The 25,660-nt window shown below is 43.6% G+C and carries 18 protein-coding genes, 3 tRNA genes, 3 rRNA genes and 1 other annotated feature; of the genes, 6 read left to right on the top strand and 18 right to left on the bottom strand.

Annotation, left to right across the window (positions count from 1 at the left end; all coding sequences use genetic code 11):
• Window positions 1-9: 9 nt before the first annotated feature.
• Entirely contained in the window at window positions 10-354 is a 345-nt protein-coding gene (locus LDO51_RS11720; RefSeq protein WP_225574703.1) for a YfiM family lipoprotein, read from the top strand.
• Window positions 355-498: 144 nt separating this feature from the next.
• Here LDO51_RS11720 and LDO51_RS11715 read toward each other — a convergent pair.
• The 9 genes from LDO51_RS11715 to rluD all read right to left on the bottom strand — a co-directional run bounded on the left by LDO51_RS11715 (window position 499) and on the right by rluD (window position 11,055).
• A tRNA-Asp gene (locus LDO51_RS11715) sits at window positions 499-575 on the bottom strand.
• A gap of 56 nt (window positions 576-631) precedes the next feature.
• Window positions 632-747: ribosomal RNA gene (gene rrf / locus LDO51_RS11710) — 5S ribosomal RNA — on the bottom strand.
• Window positions 748-878: 131 nt separating this feature from the next.
• Window positions 879-3,896: ribosomal RNA gene (locus LDO51_RS11705) — 23S ribosomal RNA — on the bottom strand.
• Window positions 3,897-4,207: 311 nt separating this feature from the next.
• A tRNA-Ala gene (locus LDO51_RS11700) sits at window positions 4,208-4,283 on the bottom strand.
• Between the two features lie 133 nt (window positions 4,284-4,416).
• Window positions 4,417-4,493 (bottom strand) — tRNA-Ile (locus LDO51_RS11695).
• 65 nt (window positions 4,494-4,558) lie between these two features.
• Window positions 4,559-6,099: ribosomal RNA gene (locus LDO51_RS11690) — 16S ribosomal RNA — on the bottom strand.
• The 16S, 23S and 5S rRNA genes sit together here with 3 tRNA genes alongside, the layout of an rRNA operon.
• A 545-nt stretch (window positions 6,100-6,644) precedes the next feature.
• On the bottom strand, window positions 6,645-9,218 hold the full coding sequence (clpB, locus tag LDO51_RS11685) for an ATP-dependent chaperone ClpB (protein ID WP_154604591.1): 2,574 nt from the start codon (window positions 9,216-9,218) through the stop codon (window positions 6,645-6,647).
• A gap of 125 nt (window positions 9,219-9,343) precedes the next feature.
• The gene (yfiH, locus tag LDO51_RS11680) at window positions 9,344-10,078 is read right to left on the bottom strand and encodes a purine nucleoside phosphorylase YfiH (protein WP_225574702.1); all 735 of its coding nucleotides are present in this window, start codon (window positions 10,076-10,078) and stop codon (window positions 9,344-9,346) included.
• Window positions 10,078-11,055, bottom strand: a complete 978-nt coding sequence (gene rluD, locus LDO51_RS11675) for a 23S rRNA pseudouridine(1911/1915/1917) synthase RluD (protein WP_225574701.1) — start codon at window positions 11,053-11,055, stop codon at window positions 10,078-10,080. Before rluD ends, yfiH begins: the two co-directional genes overlap by 1 nt.
• A gap of 137 nt (window positions 11,056-11,192) precedes the next feature.
• On the opposite strand from rluD, the gene bamD reads away from it, so the two are divergent.
• From bamD to pheA, 3 genes are all read left to right on the top strand, one after another.
• On the top strand, window positions 11,193-11,921 hold the full coding sequence (gene bamD / locus LDO51_RS11670) for an outer membrane protein assembly factor BamD (protein ID WP_225577263.1): 729 nt from the start codon (window positions 11,193-11,195) through the stop codon (window positions 11,919-11,921).
• A 382-nt stretch (window positions 11,922-12,303) separates the two neighbouring features.
• Window positions 12,304-12,633, top strand: coding sequence for a ribosome-associated translation inhibitor RaiA (gene raiA / locus LDO51_RS11665; RefSeq protein WP_036949847.1), 330 nt, complete (start codon window positions 12,304-12,306; stop codon window positions 12,631-12,633).
• Between the two features lie 170 nt (window positions 12,634-12,803).
• Window positions 12,804-12,922: a sequence feature (Phe leader region), on the top strand.
• Window positions 12,923-12,948: 26 nt separating this feature from the next.
• Window positions 12,949-14,121 carry a bifunctional chorismate mutase/prephenate dehydratase gene (gene pheA / locus LDO51_RS11660; RefSeq protein ID WP_225574700.1) on the top strand — a complete coding sequence of 391 codons (1,173 nt, stop codon included), beginning with the start codon at window positions 12,949-12,951 and terminating at the stop codon, window positions 14,119-14,121.
• A gap of 74 nt (window positions 14,122-14,195) precedes the next feature.
• On the opposite strand, the gene LDO51_RS11655 is transcribed toward pheA, so the two are convergent.
• The 8 genes from LDO51_RS11655 to ffh all read right to left on the bottom strand — a co-directional run bounded on the left by LDO51_RS11655 (window position 14,196) and on the right by ffh (window position 22,504).
• Window positions 14,196-15,752, bottom strand: a complete 1,557-nt coding sequence (locus LDO51_RS11655; RefSeq protein WP_225574699.1) for a methyl-accepting chemotaxis protein — start codon at window positions 15,750-15,752, stop codon at window positions 14,196-14,198.
• Window positions 15,753-16,050: 298 nt separating this feature from the next.
• On the bottom strand, window positions 16,051-17,172 hold the full coding sequence (tyrA, locus tag LDO51_RS11650) for a bifunctional chorismate mutase/prephenate dehydrogenase (RefSeq protein ID WP_225574698.1): 1,122 nt from the start codon (window positions 17,170-17,172) through the stop codon (window positions 16,051-16,053).
• A gap of 13 nt (window positions 17,173-17,185) precedes the next feature.
• Window positions 17,186-18,280, bottom strand: a complete 1,095-nt coding sequence (locus tag LDO51_RS11645; RefSeq protein WP_282560341.1) for a 3-deoxy-7-phosphoheptulonate synthase — start codon at window positions 18,278-18,280, stop codon at window positions 17,186-17,188.
• Between the two features lie 712 nt (window positions 18,281-18,992).
• Entirely contained in the window at window positions 18,993-19,346 is a 354-nt protein-coding gene (gene rplS / locus LDO51_RS11640; protein WP_036949834.1) for a 50S ribosomal protein L19, read from the bottom strand.
• Window positions 19,347-19,387: 41 nt separating this feature from the next.
• Window positions 19,388-20,152 (bottom strand): tRNA (guanosine(37)-N1)-methyltransferase TrmD, encoded by a 765-nt coding sequence (gene trmD / locus LDO51_RS11635; protein WP_036949832.1) that lies wholly within the window; start codon window positions 20,150-20,152, stop codon window positions 19,388-19,390.
• A 37-nt stretch (window positions 20,153-20,189) separates the two neighbouring features.
• Entirely contained in the window at window positions 20,190-20,738 is a 549-nt protein-coding gene (rimM, locus tag LDO51_RS11630) for a ribosome maturation factor RimM (RefSeq protein ID WP_036949830.1), read from the bottom strand.
• An 18-nt stretch (window positions 20,739-20,756) separates the two neighbouring features.
• Window positions 20,757-21,005 (bottom strand): 30S ribosomal protein S16, encoded by a 249-nt coding sequence (gene rpsP / locus LDO51_RS11625; RefSeq protein ID WP_036949828.1) that lies wholly within the window; start codon window positions 21,003-21,005, stop codon window positions 20,757-20,759.
• 137 nt (window positions 21,006-21,142) lie between these two features.
• Window positions 21,143-22,504, bottom strand: coding sequence for a signal recognition particle protein (gene ffh, locus LDO51_RS11620; protein ID WP_225574697.1), 1,362 nt, complete (start codon window positions 22,502-22,504; stop codon window positions 21,143-21,145).
• A 283-nt stretch (window positions 22,505-22,787) separates the two neighbouring features.
• Here ffh and LDO51_RS11615 point away from each other — a divergent pair, with 283 nt between their 5' ends.
• Both LDO51_RS11615 and LDO51_RS11610 read left to right on the top strand, forming a co-directional pair.
• The gene (locus LDO51_RS11615) at window positions 22,788-23,579 is read left to right on the top strand and encodes a cytochrome C assembly family protein (RefSeq protein ID WP_225574696.1); all 792 of its coding nucleotides are present in this window, start codon (window positions 22,788-22,790) and stop codon (window positions 23,577-23,579) included.
• Window positions 23,580-23,624: 45 nt separating this feature from the next.
• A complete protein-coding gene (locus tag LDO51_RS11610; protein WP_225574695.1) occupies window positions 23,625-24,911 on the top strand; it encodes a CNNM domain-containing protein in 1,287 nt (428 codons plus the stop codon).
• A gap of 81 nt (window positions 24,912-24,992) precedes the next feature.
• Here LDO51_RS11610 and luxS read toward each other — a convergent pair whose 3' ends face one another.
• Window positions 24,993-25,508 carry an S-ribosylhomocysteine lyase gene (gene luxS / locus LDO51_RS11605; RefSeq protein WP_225574694.1) on the bottom strand — a complete coding sequence of 172 codons (516 nt, stop codon included), beginning with the start codon at window positions 25,506-25,508 and terminating at the stop codon, window positions 24,993-24,995.
• Window positions 25,509-25,660 lie beyond the last annotated feature (152 nt).

The following is a 25,660-nucleotide window of genomic DNA, read 5'->3' as shown; positions in this document are numbered from 1 at the left end:
TCAAGATACATGCCAAATCTCTCTTATAAAATATTAGCTTTAAGTTGCTCGTTAATAGTCATGACAGGCTGTTCAGGCTTCCATTGGTCAAATGATAATTGGCAGGGAAAAGATAAGGCACAGCACTTTGTCTTCTCTGCCACAATGGCTGCGGCAGGTAACGCGTATGCAGATAGACAGAACATGCAACATCGGCAAGCGGCACAAGTCGGTATGTTATTTTCAATTTCTTTAGGTGCTGTAAAAGAACTTTATGATAGCAGGCCAGCAGGTACTGGATGGAGTTGGCATGATTTTGTTTATGATGTAGCGGGTTCAGTGGCAGGTTATACTCTATACCAAAACTTTAAATAGTATTTGTTAGTTCATAATAAAAAATCTAGAAGGGTAGCTATAGCAGAGTGGACTGTGTGACGATAGGGAGAAAATATCGTTAGGAATTACTGTGTCATAGAAAAACAAAAACCCCGTGATTTTCATCACGGGGCTTGCTATAAGTGGCGGAACGGACGGGACTCGAACCCGCGACCCCCTGCGTGACAGGCAGGTATTCTAACCAACTGAACTACCGCTCCACTTATTCTTTTTGCCTTTCGGCAACTTATCGCTTTGCAATAAGTTTTAATTTAATGTCTGGCAGTTCCCTACTCTCACATGGGGAGACCCCACACTACCATCGGCGCTACGGCGTTTCACTACTGAGTTCGGCATGGGGTCAGGTGGGACCACCGCGCTATTGCCGCCAGACAAATTCTGTTTATTCCCGTTTAAGTCTTTTCTTAAACCAGAATATCAATCCTGAACAAGCTGAGTGTCTACCTTTCGGCTTCCACTTCATTGAATCAACTTTCATCTCTCTAAAACACCTTCGGTGTTGTCAGGTTAAGCCTCACGGTTCATTAGTATTGGTTAGCTCAACGTATCGCTACGCTTACACACCCAACCTATCAACGTCTTAGTCTTAAACGTTCCTTTAGGACCCTTAAAGGGTCAGGGAAGACTCATCTCAAGGCAAGTTTCCCGCTTAGATGCTTTCAGCGGTTATCTCTTCCGCACTTAGCTACCGGGCAATGCCATTGGCATGACAACCCGAACACCAGTGGTGCGTCCACTCCGGTCCTCTCGTACTAGGAGCAGCCCCTTTCAATCTTCCAACGCCCACGGCAGATAGGGACCGAACTGTCTCACGACGTTCTAAACCCAGCTCGCGTACCACTTTAAACGGCGAACAGCCGTACCCTTGGGACCTACTTCAGCCCCAGGATGTGATGAGCCGACATCGAGGTGCCAAACACCGCCGTCGATATGAACTCTTGGGCGGTATCAGCCTGTTATCCCCGGAGTACCTTTTATCCGTTGAGCGATGGCCCTTCCATACAGAACCACCGGATCACTAAGACCTACTTTCGTACCTGCTCGAGCCGTCACTCTCGCAGTCAAGCTGGCTTATGCCTTTGCACTAACCGCATGATGTCCGACCATGCTTAGCCAACCTTCGTGCTCCTCCGTTACTCTTTGGGAGGAGACCGCCCCAGTCAAACTACCCACCAGACACTGTCCGCACCCCAGATAATGGGGCAACGTTAGAACATCAAACATTAAAGGGTGGTATTTCAAGGTTGGCTCCACGCAGACTGGCGTCCACGCTTCAAAGCCTCCCACCTATCCTACACATCAAGGCTCAATGTTCAGTGTCAAGCTATAGTAAAGGTTCACGGGGTCTTTCCGTCTTGCCGCGGGTACACTGCATCTTCACAGCGAGTTCAATTTCACTGAGTCTCGGGTGGAGACAGCCTGGCCATCATTACGCCATTCGTGCAGGTCGGAACTTACCCGACAAGGAATTTCGCTACCTTAGGACCGTTATAGTTACGGCCGCCGTTTACTGGGGCTTCGATCAAGAGCTTCTCCTTACGGATAACCCCATCAATTAACCTTCCAGCACCGGGCAGGCGTCACACCGTATACGTCCACTTTCGTGTTTGCACAGTGCTGTGTTTTTAATAAACAGTTGCAGCCAGCTGGTATCTGCGACTGGCTTCAGCTCCATGGGTAAACCACTTCACCTAATGCCAGCGTGCCTTCTCCCGAAGTTACGGCACCATTTTGCCTAGTTCCTTCACCCGAGTTCTCTCAAGCGCCTGAGTATTCTCTACCTGACCACCTGTGTCGGTTTGGGGTACGATTAATGATAATCTAGAGCTTAGAGGCTTTTCCTGGAAGCGGGGTATAAGCTACTTCGCCACCGTAGTGACTCGTCATCAGACCTCAGCATATAGTGAACCGGATTTGCCTAATTCACCTGCCTACATCCTTAAACCGGGACAACCGTCGCCCGGCCAGCCTAACCTTCTCCGTCCCCCCATCGCAATTATCACCAGTACGGGAATATTAACCCGTTTCCCATCGACTACGCATTTCTGCCTCGCCTTAGGGGTCGACTCACCCTGCCCCGATTAACGTTGGACAGGAACCCTTGGTCTTCCGGCGTGCGGGTTTTTCACCCGCATTATCGTTACTTATGTCAGCATTCGCACTTCTGATACCTCCAGCATGCCTCACAGCACACCTTCACAGGCTTACAGAACGCTCCCCTACCCAACAATATTTACATATCGCTGCCGCAGCTTCGGTGCATAGTTTAGCCCCGTTACATCTTCCGCGCAGGCCGACTCGACCAGTGAGCTATTACGCTTTCTTTAAATGATGGCTGCTTCTAAGCCAACATCCTGGCTGTCTGAGCCTTCCCACTTCGTTTCCCACTTAACTATGACTTTGGGACCTTAGCTGGCGGTCTGGGTTGTTTCCCTCTTCACGACGAACGTTAGCACCCGCCGTGTGTCTCCCGTGATAACATTCTTCGGTATTCGTAGTTTGCATCGAGTTGGTAAGTCGGGATGACCCCCTAGTCGAAACAGTGCTCTACCCCCGAAGATGAGTTCACGAGGCGCTACCTAAATAGCTTTCGGGGAGAACCAGCTATCTCCCGGTTTGATTGGCCTTTCACCCCCAGCCACAAGTCATCCGCTAATTTTTCAACATTAGTCGGTTCGGTCCTCCAGTTAGTGTTACCCAACCTTCAACCTGCCCATGGCTAGATCACCGGGTTTCGGGTCTATACCCTGCAACTTATTCGCCCAGTTAAGACTCGGTTTCCCTACGGCTCCCCTATACGGTTAACCTTGCTACAGAATATAAGTCGCTGACCCATTATACAAAAGGTACGCAGTCACCCCACCCCAAAGCACATTCACTGCTTGTTTTGTGTGTTGGACGTCGCAAAAAGCGCTCCGTCAACGCGTGTTGAATGCCACTTCAAAGTTATCCTCAACACCAGAAAATGCTTTGGTGGTGGGGCTCCCACTGCTTGTACGTACACGGTTTCAGGTTCTATTTCACTCCCCTCGCCGGGGTTCTTTTCGCCTTTCCCTCACGGTACTGGTTCACTATCGGTCAATCAGGAGTATTTAGCCTTGGAGGATGGTCCCCCCATATTCAGACAGGATAACACGTGTCCCGCCCTACTCGTCGAGTTCACAACACTAACACCTTCGGATACGGGGCTATCACCCTTTACTGCCGGCCTTTCCAGACCGTTCTCCTGATGCTAATGCTGATTAAGACTCTGGGCTGCTCCCCGTTCGCTCGCCGCTACTAGGGGAATCTCGGTTGATTTCTTTTCCTCGAGGTACTGAGATGTTTCAGTTCCCTCGGTTCGCCTCGTTTGACTATGTATTCATCAAACGATAGTGCAACGAATTGCACTGGGTTTCCCCATTCGGATATCGTCGGTTATAACGGTTCATATCACCTTACCGACGCTTTTCGCAGATTAGCACGTCCTTCATCGCCTCTGATTGCCTAGGCATCCACCGTGTACGCTTAGTCGCTTAACCTCACAACCCGAAGGTGTCTTTTTACAACGAGTGACTGTGCTTCATGATTTCGGCGTTAGTCCGTGCGCGCAATGCTCACATACTATTGTATGCTGCGCTTGCTGTGCGCGGGCTGCCTTGAACTCATTTCGCTCGTCGACTCGATAGTTCAAAGTACACTATTCAAGTTGAGATTTTTGAGAGACTCTCACATTGTTTAAGCGATAAACAATGTGCGTTGTTTTCAATTTTCAGCTTGTTCCAGATTGTTAAAGAGCATAATTATTCGCAATAGACTATTTCTAATCTATTCTGAATAATCAGAAAGTTTATGGTGGAGCTAAGCGGGATCGAACCGCTGACCTCCTGCGTGCAAGGCAGGCGCTCTCCCAGCTGAGCTATAGCCCCATAAAGGTAATTCCAGTATCGATTATCCTTTATATGATTTCTCATTATAAAGTCTTTTTTCTTAGGCAAGGCGTGGGTTAGCGAAGTTTACATAAGTAAACGAGCTGAGCCACAACACAGCATAAGAGAAAAGTGGTAGGCCTGAGTGGACTTGAACCACCGACCTCACCCTTATCAGGGGTGCGCTCTAACCACCTGAGCTACAAGCCTATCGATACCGTTACTCTATTTCATCAGACAATCTGTGTGAGCACTTCACAAGTACACTTCAATGGTAAGGAGGTGATCCAACCGCAGGTTCCCCTACGGTTACCTTGTTACGACTTCACCCCAGTCATGAATCACAAAGTGGTAAGCGCCCTCCCGAAGGTTAAGCTACCTACTTCTTTTGCAACCCACTCCCATGGTGTGACGGGCGGTGTGTACAAGGCCCGGGAACGTATTCACCGTAGCATTCTGATCTACGATTACTAGCGATTCCGACTTCATGGAGTCGAGTTGCAGACTCCAATCCGGACTACGACGTACTTTATGAGTTCCGCTTGCTCTCGCGAGGTCGCTTCTCTTTGTATACGCCATTGTAGCACGTGTGTAGCCCTACTCGTAAGGGCCATGATGACTTGACGTCATCCCCACCTTCCTCCGGTTTATCACCGGCAGTCTCCTTTGAGTTCCCACCATCACGTGCTGGCAACAAAGGATAAGGGTTGCGCTCGTTGCGGGACTTAACCCAACATTTCACAACACGAGCTGACGACAGCCATGCAGCACCTGTCTCAGAGTTCCCGAAGGCACTAAAGCATCTCTGCTAAATTCTCTGGATGTCAAGAGTAGGTAAGGTTCTTCGCGTTGCATCGAATTAAACCACATGCTCCACCGCTTGTGCGGGCCCCCGTCAATTCATTTGAGTTTTAACCTTGCGGCCGTACTCCCCAGGCGGTCGATTTAACGCGTTAGCTCCGGAAGCCACTCCTCAAGGGAACAACCTCCAAATCGACATCGTTTACAGCGTGGACTACCAGGGTATCTAATCCTGTTTGCTCCCCACGCTTTCGCACCTGAGCGTCAGTCTTTGTCCAGGGGGCCGCCTTCGCCACCGGTATTCCTCCACATCTCTACGCATTTCACCGCTACACATGGAATTCTACCCCCCTCTACAAGACTCTAGCTGACCAGTCTTAGATGCCATTCCCAGGTTAAGCCCGGGGATTTCACATCTAACTTAATCAACCGCCTGCGTGCGCTTTACGCCCAGTAATTCCGATTAACGCTTGCACCCTCCGTATTACCGCGGCTGCTGGCACGGAGTTAGCCGGTGCTTCTTCTGTTGGTAACGTCAATCGTTGATGATATTAGCATCAACGCCTTCCTCCCAACTGAAAGTACTTTACAACCCTAAGGCCTTCTTCATACACGCGGCATGGCTGCATCAGGCTTGCGCCCATTGTGCAATATTCCCCACTGCTGCCTCCCGTAGGAGTCTGGGCCGTGTCTCAGTCCCAGTGTGGCTGATCATCCTCTCAGACCAGCTAGGGATCGTCGCCTTGGTGAGCCATTACCTCACCAACTAGCTAATCCCATATGGGTTCATCCGATAGCGCAAGGACCGAAGTTCCCCTGCTTTGCTCCTAAGAGATTATGCGGTATTAGCTACCGTTTCCAGTAGTTATCCCCCTCTATCGGGCAGATCCCCATACATTACTCACCCGTCCGCCGCTCGTCAGCGAGAAGCAAGCTTCCCCTGTTACCGCTCGACTTGCATGTGTTAGGCCTGCCGCCAGCGTTCAATCTGAGCCATGATCAAACTCTTCAATTAAAAAGCTTGATGCTCAAAGAATGTTACTGTCGTTTGATTTCCGAAGAAACCAAATTACCTATTAGTTCATATATATGAATTAACGTGTTAGTCACTCTTCAAGACTTAAAATCAAATATTTTTTTGATAGTGTCCTGTGAGTGCCCACACAGATTGTCTGATAAATTGTTAAAGAGCGGTGCGACATTTCTTTTGGAAATTCGACTCAGTTTTTATCAACTTAGGTCGTTGTCGCGAGGTGGCGTATATTACGCTTTCCTCAGTGAGAGTCAAGTATTTTTTTACTTAATCTTTTCAGATTCTCTCGCTGCCGTTTCAGTGTCCATCGCGCTTTGCGTTGGCTTGTTCCCGGTCAGTGGATGCGCATTATAGGGAGTCAGAAAAATCTGGCAAGTGTTTTTTGCAAAATAATTTCCAACTGATTATCCTTTATACTTCACGTTTATTTTTTCAACAAAAAATGCCATTTTGGGCGATATTTATATGAAAAAGGCGACCTTATGGTCGCCTTTTAACTTACATTTCGATAATAACCTAGCGCTGACTTACTGCTTTGCTACGATTTCATCATTTTCAACATCCAGAGTAATTGGTTTACCCGGGATTAATCTGCCTGACAGAATTTCTTGCGCCAGTGGGTTTTCAATTTCTTGCTGAATTGCACGTTTCAACGGACGAGCACCAAAGATTGGGTCAAAACCAGCTTCACCAATTTTCTCTAATGCCGCCGCCGTTGCAGTGACTTCATAACCATGTTCTTCCAAACGTTTATATAAACGAGCTAACTGAATATTCGCAATATTCGTAATTTGCTCTTTACCTAATGGATGGAATACAACAACTTCATCAATACGGTTAATAAATTCAGGTCTGAAGTTATGAGCGACAACTTCCATCACCATATCTTTCATTTCTGAATAACCGATCATGCCAAAACGTTCTTGGATAAGATCGGAACCTAAGTTTGAAGTCATGATGATCACGGTATTACGGAAATCTACCGTTCTACCTTGCCCATCAGTTAAACGACCGTCATCTAATACTTGCAGCAAGATGTTAAATACATCCGGATGCGCTTTTTCAACTTCGTCCAGCAGGATCACTGAATATGGACGGCGTCTTACTGCTTCAGTTAAATAACCACCTTCTTCATAGCCCACATATCCTGGAGGTGCACCGACTAAACGAGATACAGAGTGTTTTTCCATAAACTCGGACATATCGATACGAACCATGGCATCATCACTATCAAACATAAAGTTTGCCAGTGCCTTACATAATTCAGTTTTACCTACCCCAGTAGGGCCTAAGAACATAAATGAACCAATTGGGCGGTTAGGATCCGATAACCCTGCACGACTACGACGGATAGCATTCGACACGGCCACAACCGCTTCATCTTGACCAATCACACGTTGATGCAGCTGTTGTTCCATCCGTAACAGTTTTTCTCTTTCGCTTTCAAGCATTCTTGATACTGGAATACCTGTCCAACGAGCCAGTATTTCTGCGATTTCGACATCAGTAACTTTATTACGTAAAAGCTTCATGCTTTTACCTTCTGCTTTTGTCGCCGCTTCTAACTGTTTTTCTAATTCAGGAATACGTCCATACTGAAGCTCAGACATTTTTGCTAAATCACCATTACGACGCGCTTTTTCCATCTCAATACGCGTATTTTCTAATTCAGCTTTAATATGTTGAGTGCCAGTTAATGATGCTTTTTCTGCTTTCCACTCTTCTTCTAATGCAGAATATTCACGCTCTTTTTCCGCCAGCTCTTCTTCTAACATTTCCAGACGTTTTTTACTGGCATCATCAGACTCTTTTTTCAGTGCCTGTTGTTCCAGTTTTAATTGGATAATACGTCTTTCCAATCTATCTAAAGATTCTGGTTTTGAATCCATCTGCATACGTAAGCTAGCGCCCGCTTCATCGATTAAGTCGATAGCTTTGTCTGGCAGCATACGGTCAGTAATGTAACGGTGCGATAACGTCGCTGCCGCCACAATCGCAGGGTCAGTAATTTGCACATGATGGTGCAATTCGTAACGTTCTTTCAAACCACGCAAGATAGCAATGGTGTCTTCGACTGATGGTTCTGCAACATATACTTTTTGGAAACGACGCTCTAACGCAGGGTCTTTCTCTATATATTGACGATATTCATCAAGAGTTGTTGCCCCCACACAATGCAGTTCACCACGAGCCAGTGCAGGTTTTAACATGTTACCCGCATCCATCGCACCGTCGGCTTTACCCGCACCCACCATAGTATGCAATTCATCGATAAACAGAATGACGTTACCTTCTTGTTTAGCAAGGTCATTCAGAACGCCTTTCAAACGCTCTTCAAATTCACCACGATATTTCGCCCCTGCAATCAGTGCGCCCATATCCAGTGATAAAACACGCTTATTTTTTAATCCTTCAGGAACTTCACCATTCACAATACGCTGTGCAAGTCCTTCAACAATCGCCGTTTTACCTACACCAGGCTCACCAATTAATACTGGGTTATTTTTAGTACGACGTTGTAATACTTGGATGGTACGACGAATTTCTTCATCACGGCCAATCACAGGGTCTAATTTCCCTTGTTCTGCACGTTCGGTTAAATCAACGGTAAATTTTTTCAAAGCTTGGCGCTGGTCTTCAGCGCTTTGGTCATTCACTTTTTCGCCACCACGCATCTGTTCTATTGCCTTTTTCAAATTGTCTTTATTAACACCCGCCGCTTTTAACATATCAGCGAGGGTTGTATTGGCTTCTAAAGCAGCGAGCAGAAATAATTCTGAGGAGATAAAGTCATCCCCATTTTTTTGAGCAAGCTGATCACATAAGTTCAAATGACGCATTAAATCACTTGATGGTTGCACATCCCCAGCTACACCTTGCACTTGAGGGAGTCTAGCCAATGCATCTTCAATTTTGTTTTCGAACGCAACTGCGTTCACGCCGAGCGTCGTCAATAATGGACGCACGGTACCACTTTCTTGATTAAACAAAGCACTGAGTAAATGAATTGGTTCAATAAACTGATTTTCGCGCCCAAGGGCTAATGACTGGGCGTCAGCGAGAGCTTGCTGGAATTTATTAGTTAAACGATCCAGACGCATAACACCTCCAATAGAATATGATTAAAATTGCTACTGGAGATAAGATGCGGTCTGTTTTTAGATATTCAAGTTTTATGTGGGATTATTTTTTCAATATCTTTTAATTTGGAATATTATTCTGCGAACTAGTTATTTATCCATATAAGGGATGCCATTCTTCCCGTTCGCCCCTCGCGTCGGTAGGAAAAAAATCTGTTTTCATCACTTACGGTACAAAATTCACCGCCATAAATGGCTGAAACGCCCACAGCTTGTAGCTTTTTACGCGCGAGTAAATAGATGTTTGCCAGAAATTTGTCATTGTGGGGGGTAAACGCATCCGCAAGACCAGCAGATTGGCAAGTAAATGCTTGTTTAACCTCTGCGCCGACTTCAAATTGTTCAGGGCCAATAGCAGGTCCCATCCACGCCATAATATCGCTCGGTTGTGCATTAAATGCCGCTAGCGTATTTTCCAATACGCCATTACAGAGGCCTCGCCACCCGGCATGAGCCGCTGCCACTTCTTTCCCATCGCGGCTGCAAAACAATACTGGCAAGCAATCTGCCGTCATGATGGCACACACTTGACCAACTTGATTGGTATACACGGCATCCGCTTGGCGATTTTTAATCTCGCTTCCCGTTAAATGCAGAACATGAGTACCATGTACTTGCTCAAGCCACACGGGTTGCTGTGGCAATTGAGCAAGCTTTTCAAGACGATGGCGATTTTCACTGACAGACTCAGGCAAATCCTCAACATGGTCACCTAAATTTAGGCTATCAAAAGGTGGAAGGCTCACTCCACCATCACGAGTTGTACTGCATGTTGAAATATTTTTAGGTTGCGGCCAATCAGGGAAAATCAACGTATTCATTACCAGTCCATATCGTCTTTATGAAGTTCAGTATCAGCTTTCAGTGCTTCAATCAATTTCACCATATCATCAGGTAATGGCGCATGCCATTCCATTTGAATGCCGGTAATTGGGTGATAAAGACGCAGCATTGTTGCATGTAGCGCTTGTCTATCAAAACTACGCATCACTTCGAGGAACTCTTCTGTTGCGCCTTTCAGTGGACGTGGTCGACCGCCGTATAATGGATCACCGATTAATGGATGGTTGATATGCGCCATATGAACACGGATTTGATGCGTTCTTCCGGTTTCTAAGCGTAGACGTAAGCGCGTATGAGCGCGGAAATGCTCCATGACTCGATAGTGAGTTACCGCAGGCTTACCCATTGGATGCACTGCCATGTGCGTTCTTTTGGTTGGATGGCGAGAAACTGGTTCTTCGACCATACCGCCAGCTGTCATACGACCAACAGCGACCGCTTCATATTCACGCGTAATTTCACGGCGTTGTAACGCTTCCACTAAGTGAGTTTGTGCTGGAACCGTTTTAGCGACAACCATCAACCCAGTTGTGTCTTTGTCTAAACGGTGGACAATACCCGCTCTTGGTACATCAGCAATTTCAGGATAACGATATAATAATGCGTTTAAAATAGTTCCATCCGGATTACCCGCCCCCGGATGAACAACTAAATCACGCGGTTTATTAATAATTAGGATATCTTCATCTTCATAAACAACGTCAAGTGGAATATCTTGAGGTTCCCAACGGCTATCTTCTTCAATTAAGGCATCGATGGAAATTTGTTCACCACCTAAAACTTTTTCTTTTGCCTTATTGATAACTTTGCCGTTAACCTGCACTCTATCGTCTAAAATCCATTCTTTTATTCGAGAACGTGAATAATCAGGGAACAATTCAGCCAAAGCTTGATCTAAACGTTGACCAAGCTGTGATTCAGCGATAGTTGCACTTAATTGTACTTGTTGAGCCATAAATTAATCTACTTTTTGGTGTTTGTGTTTTGACGGCGCTGCCGTTTCATTTAAAATGTATGCTATTGTAACTCGAATTTTGCCGGGAGCCTTACGGATAGACTCCCTCGATACAGTCAGAGGATAACCAACACGTGATGATACGTATGAAATATCTGGTGGCAGCTGCCACGTTGAGCCTGGCTCTCGCCGGATGCTCCAGCAATAACGAAGTCAGCCCCGATAGTTCCCCAGCTGAGATTTATAGTACAGGTCAGCAAAAATTACAGGACGGTAACTATAACGCGGCAATTAAACAGTTTGAAGCGTTGGATAACCGCTACCCGTTTGGTCCATATGCGCAGCAAGTACAGTTAGACCTGATTTACGCCTATTATAAATCAGCTGAGCTACCACTGGCGATAGCTTCGATTGACCGTTTCATGCGTTTAAACCCAACTCATCCAAATATTGACTACGTACTTTACATGCGTGGCTTAACGGCAATGGCGTTAGATGACAGCATGTTACAAGGTTTCTTTGGTATCGATCGCTCTGACAGAGACCCACAACACGCATTGGTTGCGTTCAAAGACTTGAGCCAGTTAGTTCGTTACTATCCGAACAGCCCATATTCCAACGATGCAAGTAAGCGTTTAGTTTACTTAAAAGATCGTTTGGCAAAATTTGATCTCTCCGTCGTTGAATATTACAACAAACGTGGGGCCTATGTCGCGGTTGTTAATCGTGTCCAACAAATGTTACGTGACTATCCAGATACAGAAGCAACGCGTCAAGCGCTCGGATATATGGAAATTGCGTATAAAGAGATGGGCTTAGACAAAGAAGCAAATAAAGTCGGCAGCATTATTGCAGCAAACCAATAAATTGCTTTTTAATGCTCTCGATTAAAATAAGAACGGCAGCTTAGGTTGCTGTTTTTTTTTATAATTTTAATCGTGATTTGAAATGCTGTGAGTTGAAGATTAAAGCGAGTGAGGGATCATTTTAAATTTTTTTCTTTTAAAATTCATAGCCTAAAATTTTACCAAAAAAAGTACCGGCTATTTACCGTGTCGATAGCCAACTCTTTCAGTCTCCCTCAATATAGTTATTTTGGCAATCCTTTTACCTGCCTTTTTTAGCCAAAATCACACTTCAAGTGGGTCCTTCCTCCCCCCTAATTTAAGTGTGATCTAGATCATTTTTTTATTCTTGGATATCGGTATTCTGAATTCATCAAAGACGGAAACAATGAGAGGTAACTATATGATAGTTAACATTACTAGCAAACAAATGGACATCACACCCGCAATTCGTGAACACATTGAAAGCCGTCTAGCAAAACTCGATAAATGGCAAGTTTCCTTGATTAGCCCCCATGTGGTGCTATCGAAAGAGCCTCAAGGTTTTATGGTTGATGCCAACATAAAAACCGCTACCGGACAGTTGGTAGCAAGTGCTAAGCATGAAGATATGTACGTTGCAATAAATGACCTTATCAACAAACTCGAAAGACAGTTAAACAAAGTGCAACATAAAGGAGAATCAAGAAGGGCAACTAATAGTGTAAAAGAAGCGAATCTAGAAACGTTGTAATCAGTTGCGTTTAAGTAGTTACGTTATATTTTTATATTATCAATCCACTTATCTTGAAACCTTCCAAACGCGCTCATCATGGGCGCGTTTTTTGTGTTAATTTGCCTTTTTTATTGACTTCTTATTAGCTATCGGGTCTATTTAATACAGGTCTAATAATAGGTGTTACGTATGAATTTCAATTTTGTCTTTTTTTTCTTCTTTTTTAGCTACTCTTAATTAAGGGGCTTTGTCGTTCGAGAAAAAGAAGACAAGATTAGAAAGCCCCCGATTAGGGGGCTTTTTTTATATCACGATATTTACAGGGCGAACAGAATGAAAAATAGCACTAATCTATTGAAAGTAAGAGAAAAAATAAGCCAACTGGATAGTGAATTACTCGGTCTTTTAGCAAAACGTCGTGGCTATGCAATTGAAGTTGCTGAAACGAAAATCGATGATAACCGCCCAATCCGTGACAAAGAACGCGAACGCCAATTACTCGATGTATTAATTAATAAAGGCACACCTCTTGGTCTTGATGGTTTTTATATTACACGCTTGTTTCAGATGATCATTGAGGATTCTGTCCTTACCCAGCAAGCTATCCTACAGAAACATTTAAACCTAACACCTAGCGATACCGCAAGATTTGCATTTTTAGGGCCGAAAGGTTCTTATTCCCATGTTGCCGCCCGCCAATATTCAGCTCGTCATTTTGACCAACTTGTTGAATGCAGCTGCCATAAGTTCCAAGATATCTTTTCACTCGTTGAAAGTGGTCAAGCAGATTACGGTATTTTACCTATCGAGAATACCAGCTCAGGGGCAATTAATGATGTTTACGATTTACTGCAAAATACATCATTATCCATTGTCGGTGAAATACGTTTACCAATTAACCATTGCTTGTTGACCGTGTCAGGCAGTGAATTAAGTAAGATTGATACGGTTTATAGCCATCCTCAGCCCTTCCAGCAATGTAGCCAATATTTATCTCAATTCCCTCATTGGAAAATTGAATATTGCGACAGCACATCTACAGCAATGCAAAAAGTAGTAGAACATAATTCCCCTAATATAGCTGCATTAGGTAGTGAAGCCGGCGGAGCATTGTATGGTTTAAATGTGCTAGAACATAACTTAGCGAATCAGCAAATTAATATGACTCGCTTTATTGTTGTGGCTCCACGTGCGATTGAAGTGACTGAACAAGTTCCCGCAAAAACCACATTACTGATCACAACAGGTCAACAAGCTGGTGCATTAGTGGATGCTTTAATTATCTTAAAAAATAATAAGATAGTGATGAGTAAATTGGAGTCTCGCCCAATTAATGGTAAGCCGTGGGAAGAGATGTTTTATGTGGATGTTCACGCTAACTTACGTTCAGATAATATGCAACAAGCCCTGAAAGAGTTAGCGGAGATCACTCGTTCAATTAAAATTCTTGGCTGCTATCCATCAGAAAATATCGTTCCTGTAGAACCTGAGAAGGTAGCTCCATAACTTGCTTTTCATGATAAAAATAACACAGGTCATTAGCCTGTGTTATTTCCAACTTAATAAACTGATTCAATCAATTACAACTTTTGCACTACCGCACTCAATTTAAAGTAACTGACCAACTGTTGTAGATGGTAGGCTTGTTCATTAAGCGAATCTGCTGCCACTACCGATTCCTCAACTAGCCCTGCATTTTGTTGCGTTGTTAAATCCAATTGCCCTACCGCACTGTTAATCTGCGATATTCCATCACTCTGTTCACGGCTAGCTTGCCCAATTTCACGCAGCAATGCATTCATCTCTTCAACGCTAGCAACCATACCATGAATTTGCTGGCTAGCTTGCTCAACTAACTCCAATCCCTCTTGAGTTTGCGAAGACGAATTTTCAATTAATGAACGAATATCACTGGCTGAGGCAGCACTTTTTTGTGCCAGTAATCTCACTTCACCAGCTACCACTGCAAATCCTCTGCCATGTTCTCCGGCCCTTGCCGCTTCCACTGAAGCATTCAGTGCTAAAATATTGGTTTGAAAAGCAATGGAATCAATTAGATTAATAATATCAGTCATTTGTAAGGATGAGCCATTAATTGCCCGCATTTTGTCTGTGAGCTGAATCATCATCTGTCCATTATTTTTGACTATTACCGCTGTATTGTCGGCTAACATTGTCGCTTCGTGGGTATGTTCAGTGGTGTTCTGTACCGTTGATGTAATTTGCTCCATCGAACTCGCCGTTTGCTCAACAGAAGCCGCTTGCTCTTCCGTTCTAGCCGCTAAGTTCTGATTACCCGCAACAATTTGCCCTGCTGCCGCAGAAATACTCTCGGATCTATTTTGAACCTCTTGGACAATCTCAAGTAGATGGCCTTTCATTTCACTGAGCGACTCAAGCAAGACCCCTGTTTCATCTTTAGATTGTGCTTGAATATTTTGAGTCAAATCACCACTGGCAATCGATTTAGCAAAATCAACTGCTTGCTCTAAAGGTCTAGTGATAATGCGCGTGATGTACCATCCCATAACGCAGCCCGCAACAATGCTAATGATGGATAAAAATGCTAATAAAACACGATTTGCTTTATAGTCATCTTCTACCTGATAGCCCGTTTCTTGCATCAACATATTTTGGATGGCAATCAGGTTTTGGACTTGTTCACGATATTCCCGCTGAATGGCTGATGTTTTTGTCATCATCATTTCAATCGCAGCTTGGCGGTTGCCCTGATTCATAAACTCCATCATCTGTTGCTGAGTATTAATAAATTTAGCTCTCACCTCTTGGATATTATCAAGCACTTCACGAGAACGGCTATCGGTTATGCTTCGGTCTAACTCATCCAGCAGATCAGAAATGTTTTGGCTAATTTTAACCAGCTCTTCCTTGCGTTTTTCACTCCCTCGGTCATCCAATAAAATCAATTCTTGAATACCAATATAAGAATAAAAATTATCCATTACCGAGTTTGCATTAGCGGTTATTGGGTAACTTTTAAAAATGACGTTCTGAATGCTTTCATTGGCACGATTCATATTCACTAATGAAAACAGGGAACTTAAAACAATTAGCGTGATGAAAACGCCAAACGCGATAGTTAATTTCAAACTAATTTTGAGGTGCTTAAAAGACATAGGTTTACCACACTTATCATCATTTAATGATTAGTGTTATCGGTCAAAGACAAGGGATCTTTATTAGATAAATCGTTTAATTTATAAATATTGATATTATAAATTGATTAATTTCTAATTAATTAGTGGATAAACCCACCCAAGGAAGAGGCTGAATTGTAAGTTTAGGATAAACTACAGAAATAAGTACAATTACTTATTTATTATAAATATTAATAATGGAAATGCATTTGGCACTTTTAGCATAAAGATAGCCATTACCCTTTTTCACAGAGTTATAGAGTAATGGCTAAAGAGGCTATTTACGGTTATCGTTCGCCCGTTGTAATAGAGACTGGCTTTCTTTCATGAAATGATGAGCATCTTCACCAAACCACTGACTGACTTGCTCGAATTGTCGAATAAATTCGGCTTTATCTTTACGCTCCAGCATTTCAATGGATTGACCCAAAAGTAGGTAATAACGGCGGATCAATTCAACATTATCGTCCGAAGACATGATGATATCCGCATACAATTGTGGATCTTGTGCAAACAAGCGTCCTACCATTGCCAATTCAAGACGATAAATGGGAGAAGAGAGATCCAACAACTGCTGTAGATCAACCTGCTCTTTCGCTAAATTTTGCCCATAAGTAAACGTCGTAAAGTGACGTAATGCCTGAATAAAACTCATATTGCGATCATGCTCTTCAGGCTTAATCGCTTTCAAGCGTGCACCCCAAACTTGCAGCTGCTCCAGCAGCCATTGGTAAGACTCCGCCTTTCGCCCATCACAGAATGCAAAAACTTGCTTGGCAACACTGCCAATATCAGGACCAAACATCGGATGTAATCCTAATACTGGGCCTTGATGTACAGACAGCATAGCCTCAAGTGGCTTTTGCTTCACAGAAGCAATATCCACTAAAATTGTTTCTGGATCTAAAGCAGGCAAACGTTTAATGACATCAACAGTGAGGTGGATAGGCACACTGACCATCACCACGCTCGCACCAGAGACTATTGATGCCGCATTATCCCAATCCTGCTCACCCAGCAATTTAACCTGATAACCCGACAAGGAAAGTAAACGGTGAAATAACCTCCCCATTTTCCCATTTCCACCGACGATCACAATCGGACCAGCCGCAGGGTTCAGCGTTTTAAATCCTTTATCATTTTCGCGAGCATAAGACTCACGCATAATTCGTCGAAGAATATCTTCAATCAGATCAGGGGGGATCCCCATTCGTTCCGCTTCTGCTCGGCGAGCCGCCAACATGCTGGATTCACGCTCAGGCACATAAATAGGTAAGCCGTGTTGGCTTTTGACTTCACCGACTTCAGCCACTAGCTGAAGTCGTTTGGCTAACAAATCTAATAGTGACTTATCAACTTCATCAATCTGTTCCCGTAAATGGGATAATTCAGCAGACATACCAATCCCTTGCTCAGCTCACTTTGCTTAATTTTTGCCCGCGCTGCTCAAGCATTGGTGATAATGCTTGGTGTAATTTACGCAACACAGACTCAGTTTCTTCCCAGTTAATGCATGCATCTGTTACCGAAACCCCGTATTTCATATTTTCACGTGGTTGTTCGGATGACTGATTGCCTTCATTAATATGGCTTTCAAGCATAATACCTGTAATTGATTCATTACCATTAACAATTTGCTCGATAATTGAATCAACCACCAGTGGCTGACGACGAAAATCTTTATTTGAGTTACCGTGACTGCAATCCACCATTAATGATGGTTCTAGCCCCGCTTTTTTCATTTCAGCTTCACAAGCTGCAATGCTTTGCTCATCATAGTTTGGCGTTTTACCACCACGTAGGATCACATGACCATTTTTATTACCGCTGGTGTGCAGCAAGCAAACTTGACCTGATTGGTTGATTCCCATAAAGCGGTGCGGCATTGCAGCGGCTTTTAACGCATTGATGGCAGTAGATAAACTTCCATCTGTGCCGTTTTTAAAACCGACTGGCATTGATAAGCCGGATGCCATTTCACGGTGAGTTTGGGATTCCGTAGTTCTCGCTCCGATTGCTGACCAACTGAATAAATCACCTAAGTATTGTGGGTTATTAGGATCTAACGCTTCTGTCGCCAGTGGTAATCCCATATTCACTAAGTTGGTCAATAAATCGCGAGCGATATGCAGCCCTTTTTCCATTTCAAAGCTACCATCCATAAATGGATCGCTAATTAAGCCTTTCCAACCCACGGTGGTACGTGGTTTTTCAAAGTACACACGCATCACAATATATAAGCTATCACTTAACTCAGCGGCAAGTTTCTGTAAACGCTCACCGTATTCGATGGCAGCATCTACATCATGGATTGAACAAGGACCACATACCACGAGTAAGCGCGGGTCACGCTGATGAATAATATCAGCAATCACTTTACGCGATGTCGCAATGGCATGCAGGTTGCTGTGACTCAATGGATATTTTTGCTTCAGACTTTCAGGGGTGATAAGAACCTGCTCGTCTTGAATATTCACGTTATTGAGTACATCTTTTTGCATGATCATTTGATTACCTATTTAGCTTATTATTTATTAGTGATGTTATTTATCGATCTTGTGTTTGGTGCGTGAGAGATAACATATCATGCATCGTAAAGATTTCAATCCAAAACTGTAAAATAATTCAATTAAGTGTACATAAAAAATTACATTTATTTATCTTTTTGAATTTTAATAACTAAAATAAAAATAATAGAGAAAAATAACATTGAATAGCAAAGTATGAAATAAAATAAGTAAAGATAAGTTTACAATCAATGATTTTTTGGATGGTATATTCTAAATAGTTCGGGTTGTGGCTAGGCGGCAAAATGAAGACAGCGCAGGGAGCATACTCAAGTATGTGACTAATTCGAGTAAGTGCAGTCAATATAGCTGCGGCTTGAAGTGTGACTTACTAACTCTATTTATTCTAAATAGTTCGAGTTGTCGCTAGGCGGCAAAATGAAGACAGCGCAGGGAGCATACGAAGTATGTGACTAGTGCGAATGAACGTAGCCAACACCGCCACAGCGCGAAATATGACTTATTAACTCTATTTATTCTAAATAGTTCGAGTTGTGGCTAGGCGGCAAAATGAAGACAGCGCAGGGAGCATACATAAGTATGTGACCTGTGTGGCTGAATGAAGCCAACACCGCCACAGCGCGAAATATGACGAATATAAAAAAGGCCCGCAAATGCGGGCCCTTTAACTTTCGGATGTAGCGAAAGCGTATTACTTGGCGTTCAGACGCTCTTTGATACGAGCTGCCTTACCAGAACGCTCACGCAGGTAGTACAGTTTAGCTCTGCGAACAGCACCACGGCGTTTAACAGCAATGCTATCTACGACTGGAGAGTGAGTTTGGAATACACGCTCAACACCTTCGCCGTTAGAAATTTTACGAACAGTGAATGCAGAATGCAGACCGCGGCTACGGATAGCGATAACCACGCCCTCAAATGCCTGCAGACGTTTTTTAGAGCCTTCTACGACCCATACCTTAACTTCCACGGTGTCACCCGGACGGAATGAAGGTACGTCCTGCTTCATCTGCTCTTGTTCAAGTTGTTTAATAATGTTGCTCATAATAACTCTCTTACCCTAGGTAAACTGATATGTTTAGACAATTAATTGTCTGGATTCACTGGTTGCTCAGCCTGAAATTCCCGTTGGAACTCAGCTAGCAACATCCTCTGCTCGTCAGTCAGAGCTAGGCTTTCTAGAAGCTCAGGTCTTCTAAGCCAGGTACGACCGAGTGACTGCTTCATGCGCCAGCTATCGATCTTGGCATGGTTTCCTGACAGTAATATATCAGGAACTTGCATACCGTCTAACACCTCTGGTCGGGTATAGTGAGGACAATCTAACAAGCCATCCGCAAAAGAATCTTCTTGAGCTGAAGCTTGATGACCGAGTACTCCAGGAATAAACCGAGATACTGAGTCTATCAACACCATAGCAGGGAGCTCCCCGCCACTGAGAACGTAATCACCGATTGACCATTCTTCATCAATTTCGGTTTGAATGATCCGCTCATCAATACCTTCATAACGACCACAAACAAGAATTATCTTCTCATTTGTTGCCAGTTCACAAACTCCGTCTTGACCGAGTTTGCGACCTTGAGGCGAAAGATAAATCACTTTTGCACCATCACCGGCCTCAGCTTTTGCTGCGTGGATTGCATCTTTTAACGGTTGCACCATCATCAGCATGCCCGGACCACCACCATAGGGGCGATCATCAACGGTTTTGTGTCTATCGTGAGTAAAATCTCGCGGATTCCAACACTCAACCGTTAGCAGGCTATTTTTCACTGCCCGACCAGTTACCCCGTACTCGGTTATTGCGCGGAACATTTCGGGAAACAGGCTAATTACCCCAATCCACATGATTTATCCCACTCATAAAAACCGGTAAACCGGAGATTTAAAAACCAGGATCCCACTCCACTTCAATAGTTTTGGTGGAGAGATCGACTTTCTTGATAACCTGCCCATCAAGAAACGGAACCAACCGCTCCTTGATGCCAAATGCATCTTTTAAATTTGCCTTGATCACGAGAACGTCGTTCGATCCCGTTTCCATCATATCAATGACAGTACCAAGGTCGTAACCCTCAGACGTCACTACATGGCAGCCCATAAGGTCTTTCCAGTAGTATTCGTCGTTGTCCAAATCAGGAAGTTGGGTTGAATCAACCGCAATTTCGAAATTGGTCAAGAGAGCAGCTGCATCGCGGTCTTCGACCCCTTTGAGCTTGACGATGATATCTTTGTTATGATGTTTCCAATCTTCTATTTCAATATGTTGCCATTGACCAGAGCGTTGGATAAACCAAGGTTGATAATCAAAAATACTTTCAGCATGTTCGGTGGAGGAAAAAACTTTGAGCCAACCACGAATACCGTATGCCGCGCCTAATTTGCCCAATACAATTGGGTTTGCAGGAGGCAGTAGTTTAGTTTGCTTGCTCATTGTTACCACCGTGACAGATTAAGCTACTTTCTTAGCTTGTTTGACCAGTTGTGCAACACGGTCAGAAACAGTTGCGCCTAAGCCAACCCAATGCTCAATACGGTCCAGGTCTAAACGCAGTTCTTCTGCTTGACCTGCAGCGATCGGGTTGAAGAAACCGATACGCTCAATGAAACGACCGTCACGCGCATTGCGGCTATCGGTTACAACGATTTGGTAGAACGGACGTTTTTTAGCGCCGCCACGAGATAAACGAATTGTTACCATAACATCCTCATTAGTTAACAAAACAACCAGACTCCATCGAGGGATAGAGTCCGGCTGTCATATAAAAAGCCCGAAAAGTTTACTCACTTTGACGCAAAAATCAATCAAAAGTACACTTTTGTTTCAGGCTTTATTGCTTAACGCCCCGGGAACCCCGGAGGCATCATACCCTTCATACCGCGCATCATCTTGGCGAGACCGCCTTTTTTCATCTTTTTCATCATGCGCTGCATATCATCAAACTGTTTTAAGAGTTTATTAACCTCTTGTACTGTGGTTCCAGAACCCGCAGCAATACGACGTTTACGCGATCCTTTGATAATCTCTGGTTTTTCGCGTTCTTTACGCGTCATGGATTGGATCATCGCTTCCATACGGATGGTAATTTTGTCATCCATTTGTGATTTAACTGCATCCGGTAACTGGGACATACCTGGCATCTTACTCAGCATGCTAGTCATTCCGCCCATATTACGCATCTGTTTTAGCTGGTTTAAGAAGTCATTGAAATCAAAGGTATCCCCTGTTTTCAGCTTCTTCGCTAATTTCTCTGCTTCATCACGGTCAACCTTGTGTTCAATCTCTTCAATCAGAGATAACACATCCCCCATGCCTAAAATACGTGAAGCCACACGCTCTGGATGGAATGGCTCAAGGGCATCAGTTTTTTCACCAACCCCTAAGAATTTGATTGGCTTACCGGTAATGGAGCGGATGGATAATGCAGCACCACCACGCGCATCACCGTCAACTTTGGTTAAAACAACCCCAGTTAATGGTAACGCTTCGTTAAAGGCTTTCGCTGTGTTTGCCGCATCTTGCCCCGTCATGGCATCGACCACAAACAAGGTTTCGACCGGATTGATAATACGATGGACTTCTTGGATCTCTTCCATCATCGCTTCATCAACGTGTAAGCGACCAGCGGTATCCACTAACAACACATCGTAGAATTGTAATTGTGCGTGTTTTAAGGCTTTTTGAACAATTGCCGCTGGTTTTTCTTGCACTTCAGATGGGAAGAAATCAACCCCAACCGCTTGTGCTAAAGTTTCTAACTGTTTGATCGCCGCAGGGCGATAAACGTCGGCAGAGACCACTAAAACTTTTTTCTTTTGCTTTTCTTTTAACAGTTTACCCAGTTTTGCAACGCTGGTTGTTTTACCCGCCCCTTGCAAACCTGCCATCAACACAACAGCCGGAGGCTGAGCAGATAAATTCAGCTGATGATTTTCTTCACCCATTGCGCGGGTCAGTTCATTTTGAACAATTTTAATGAACTCTTGGCCCGGTGTTAGGCTTTTATTAACGTCTTGACCAACAGCACTTTCTTTGACTTTTTGAATAAATTCACGGACGACTGGCAAAGCAACGTCGGCTTCCAGTAACGCCATGCGAACTTCGCGTAATGTATCTTTAATATTGTCATCAGTCAGACGTCCACGCCCGCTGATATTGCGCAAAGAGCGCGATAGTCTGTCAGTTAAATTATCAAACATGTGTCTTAGCTCAATTCTGTTATGGGCCTATGTGTAGCCTTATTTGGTTACTCGCGCGCTGTATTTCAAGGGCAAACTCAAGATAGCCACGGCACAATTCAACGCTGTGTTGGTCGCCGATTGTATCACACTTGATGGGGTTTCGCTGCTTCGTTTAGTTAGCCTAAATGAGCGATTAGTAAAGAATATACAGCGATACGTCATACCAATGGTTGGAGCCTACACTTGCACGGGTTATACTAGATAATTACTATCCACTTAAAATGAATAACGACACTATACTATGCCCGTATTTGCAGTCATAGCAGTTTGTACATACATGGTCAGTCTGCTGCTGATCGTTCCTGGACAAGTGCGCAAGCAAGCTCTTTATCGTCGATTGGCTATTTTATTAGCTATCGTGGCGATGGTTACTCACGCAATCACGTTGAAATTACAAATTTTTAGTGAAGCCAGCGGGCAAAATCTCACCCTCTTAAATTTAGGCTCCTCTGTCAGTCTCTTAATGTGTTTGATTATGACAGTGGTTTCCTATTTAGGGCGTGCGTGGTACTTAACCCCTATTGTGTATAGTTTCGCGATTATTAACCTGATTTTATCTACGATTATGCCTGGTGAGTTTATTACTCATTTAGAGGCAAGCACCCCATTATTTATCCATATTGGCTTAGCGTTATTGAGCTATGCTACGTTGCTTATCGCGGCATTATATGCGTTTCAAGTCGCCATTATTGATTACCAACTTAAAAATAAAATTCTGAAATTTAGCCCCGATATGCCGCCAATGATGGTCATTGAGCGTAAAATGTTTCACGTTACTCAGGTTGGTGTCATTCTCTTAACATTAACGCTGTGCACGGGCTTTATTTATATGGATAACATCTTTGATAAAGAGAATATCCACAAATCCGTACTTTCCGTCGTTGCTTGGTTTGTTTACGTTATTTTGCTGTGGGGGCATTTTCATGGTGGATGGCGAGGCAAACGCGTCCTCTTTTTCCATGTGGGCGGCTCACTTATCCTTACCTTAGCGTTTTTTGGTAATCGATTAATTCAGCAATTAACCATGGTGTAAAGTCATTTTGGTCTCAAACGACCGTTATAAATAAGGAACCTTGTTTTGGATGAAGTATCTACTGGTACTCTAATCATCATACTGATTGTTTTAATTTTTTTATCCGCTTATTTTTCAGCGTCAGAAACCAGCATGATGACGTTGAACCACTATCGGTTAAAACATTTAGCGAAACAAGGTAATCGCTCCGCTATCCGTGTTGAGAAACTACTACGCCATCCCGATCGCTTGCTGGGCTTAGTATTGATAGGTAACAACCTCATCAACATTGTTGCCTCTGCTCTCGCAACTATTATCGGGATACGCTTATATGGCAATATGGGTGTCGCCATTGCAACAGGTGCACTCACATTTATTATTTTGTTATTTGCAGAAGTGATACCAAAAACCATCGCTGCACTGTACCCAGAACGTATTGCCTTCCCCAGTAGCTTTATTCTTAGCCCACTGCAAAAAATCATGCTACCTGTTGTGTGGGCACTTAATACTATTTCCACCCTTTTTATGAGTTGCTGTGGGATAAAAGTCTCAAACACTCGTAATGATGCGGTCAACAAAGAAGAGTTGCGTACCATTGTTCATGAGTCCAAAAACAAGATCAGTCGCCGTAATCAAGATATGCTGATTTCGATTCTTGATTTAGACAAAGTGACCGTTGGCGATATTATGCTGCCACGTAATGAAATTGTGGGAATCGATATTAATGATGATTGGAAGTCGATTGTTAGGCAGCTCACCCACTCCCCTCATGGGCGTATTGTCCTGTATCGCGATTCTCTTGATGATTTGATTGGTATTTTGCGTGTACGAGAAGCTTATCGATTGATGGTAGAAAAACGCGAGTTCAACAAACAGAATTTAATCAAAGCTGCCGATAATATCTATTTCATTCCCAATAGTACGCCACTCAACGTTCAGTTGGTTAATTTCCAGCATAAAAAAGAGAAGCTTGGCATCATCGTTGATGAATATGGCGAGATTCAAGGTTTGACCACCGTAGAAGATATTTTGGAAGAAATTGTTGGTGATTTCACAACGTCAATGTCTCCTTCTTTAGCTGAAGAAGTCATGCCTCAGAGCGACGGTAGCGTCCTTGTGGATGGAACAGCAAACATTCGTGACCTGAATAAAGCATTTGATTGGAACCTCCCTATTGATGGTCCTAGAACCGTTAATGGGATGGTCTTAGAAGTATTAGGTGATATTCCACAGCTAGAAGAACAAATTGTTGTTGGTCACTATGCTATCGAAGTTTTAGTGATCAGCGATAATATTATCAAGCAAGTAAAAATTACCCCACTCGGTTTTGACTCACAAACTCCTGAATTTTAATGATTCATTTCAAAGAAAAAGCCTTAAAATCCTGATCAATTGACAGTGATTTTAAGGCTTTTCAGTCTATTTTTTCAACAATTAAACGTGAAGCTGGGCAAGCTTTTCTTCTGGCAATGCAAGTTCATCGTTTTTATTGACGAGAATATCCTTCGCAAGCACATTCCGTGCAATTTGCTGAGCCTCTTCAAGAGAGTGCATCATGTAAGTACCACATTGGTACACATTAAGCTCTGGGATCTTATTTTGGTCTTGCACATGTAGCACATCCTGCATAGCAGCCTTCCAGGCTTTTGCAACACGTTGTTCATCCGGTTGACCAATTAAGCTCATATAGAAGCCTGTACGGCATCCCATTGGCGAAATGTCGATGATTTCAACACCATTACCATTAAGATGATCTCGCATAAAGCCAGCAAAAAGGTGCTCTAGGGTATGCGTTCCTTTTTCTGTCATTGCTTCTTTATTTGGAACTGTAAAGCGTAAATCGAATACGGTGATATTGTCTCCATGAGGCGTTGTCATCGTTTTCGCTACACGAACAGCAGGAGCAGCCATACGCGTATGATCCACAGTAAAACTGTCTAATAACGGCATTTCATGACCTCCATAAAAATAAAAAAAATAATTTTGAAAAAAATGAAACTAATCCAAAAATGCAGAGTCCTAATATATGAAAGACGCACAAATTGTTATCATCCCTAATTCTTTAAAAGATTTTTATTTGGCCACCTCGTTGTGGCCATTTT

Origin of the sequence: Providencia alcalifaciens (assembly GCF_020271745.1) — a bacterium.
Classification (GTDB): Bacteria; Pseudomonadota; Gammaproteobacteria; order Enterobacterales; family Enterobacteriaceae; genus Providencia; species Providencia alcalifaciens_B.
Note: the sequence above shows the minus strand (reverse complement) of the source record. Positions and strands in the feature narration are given on the sequence as shown.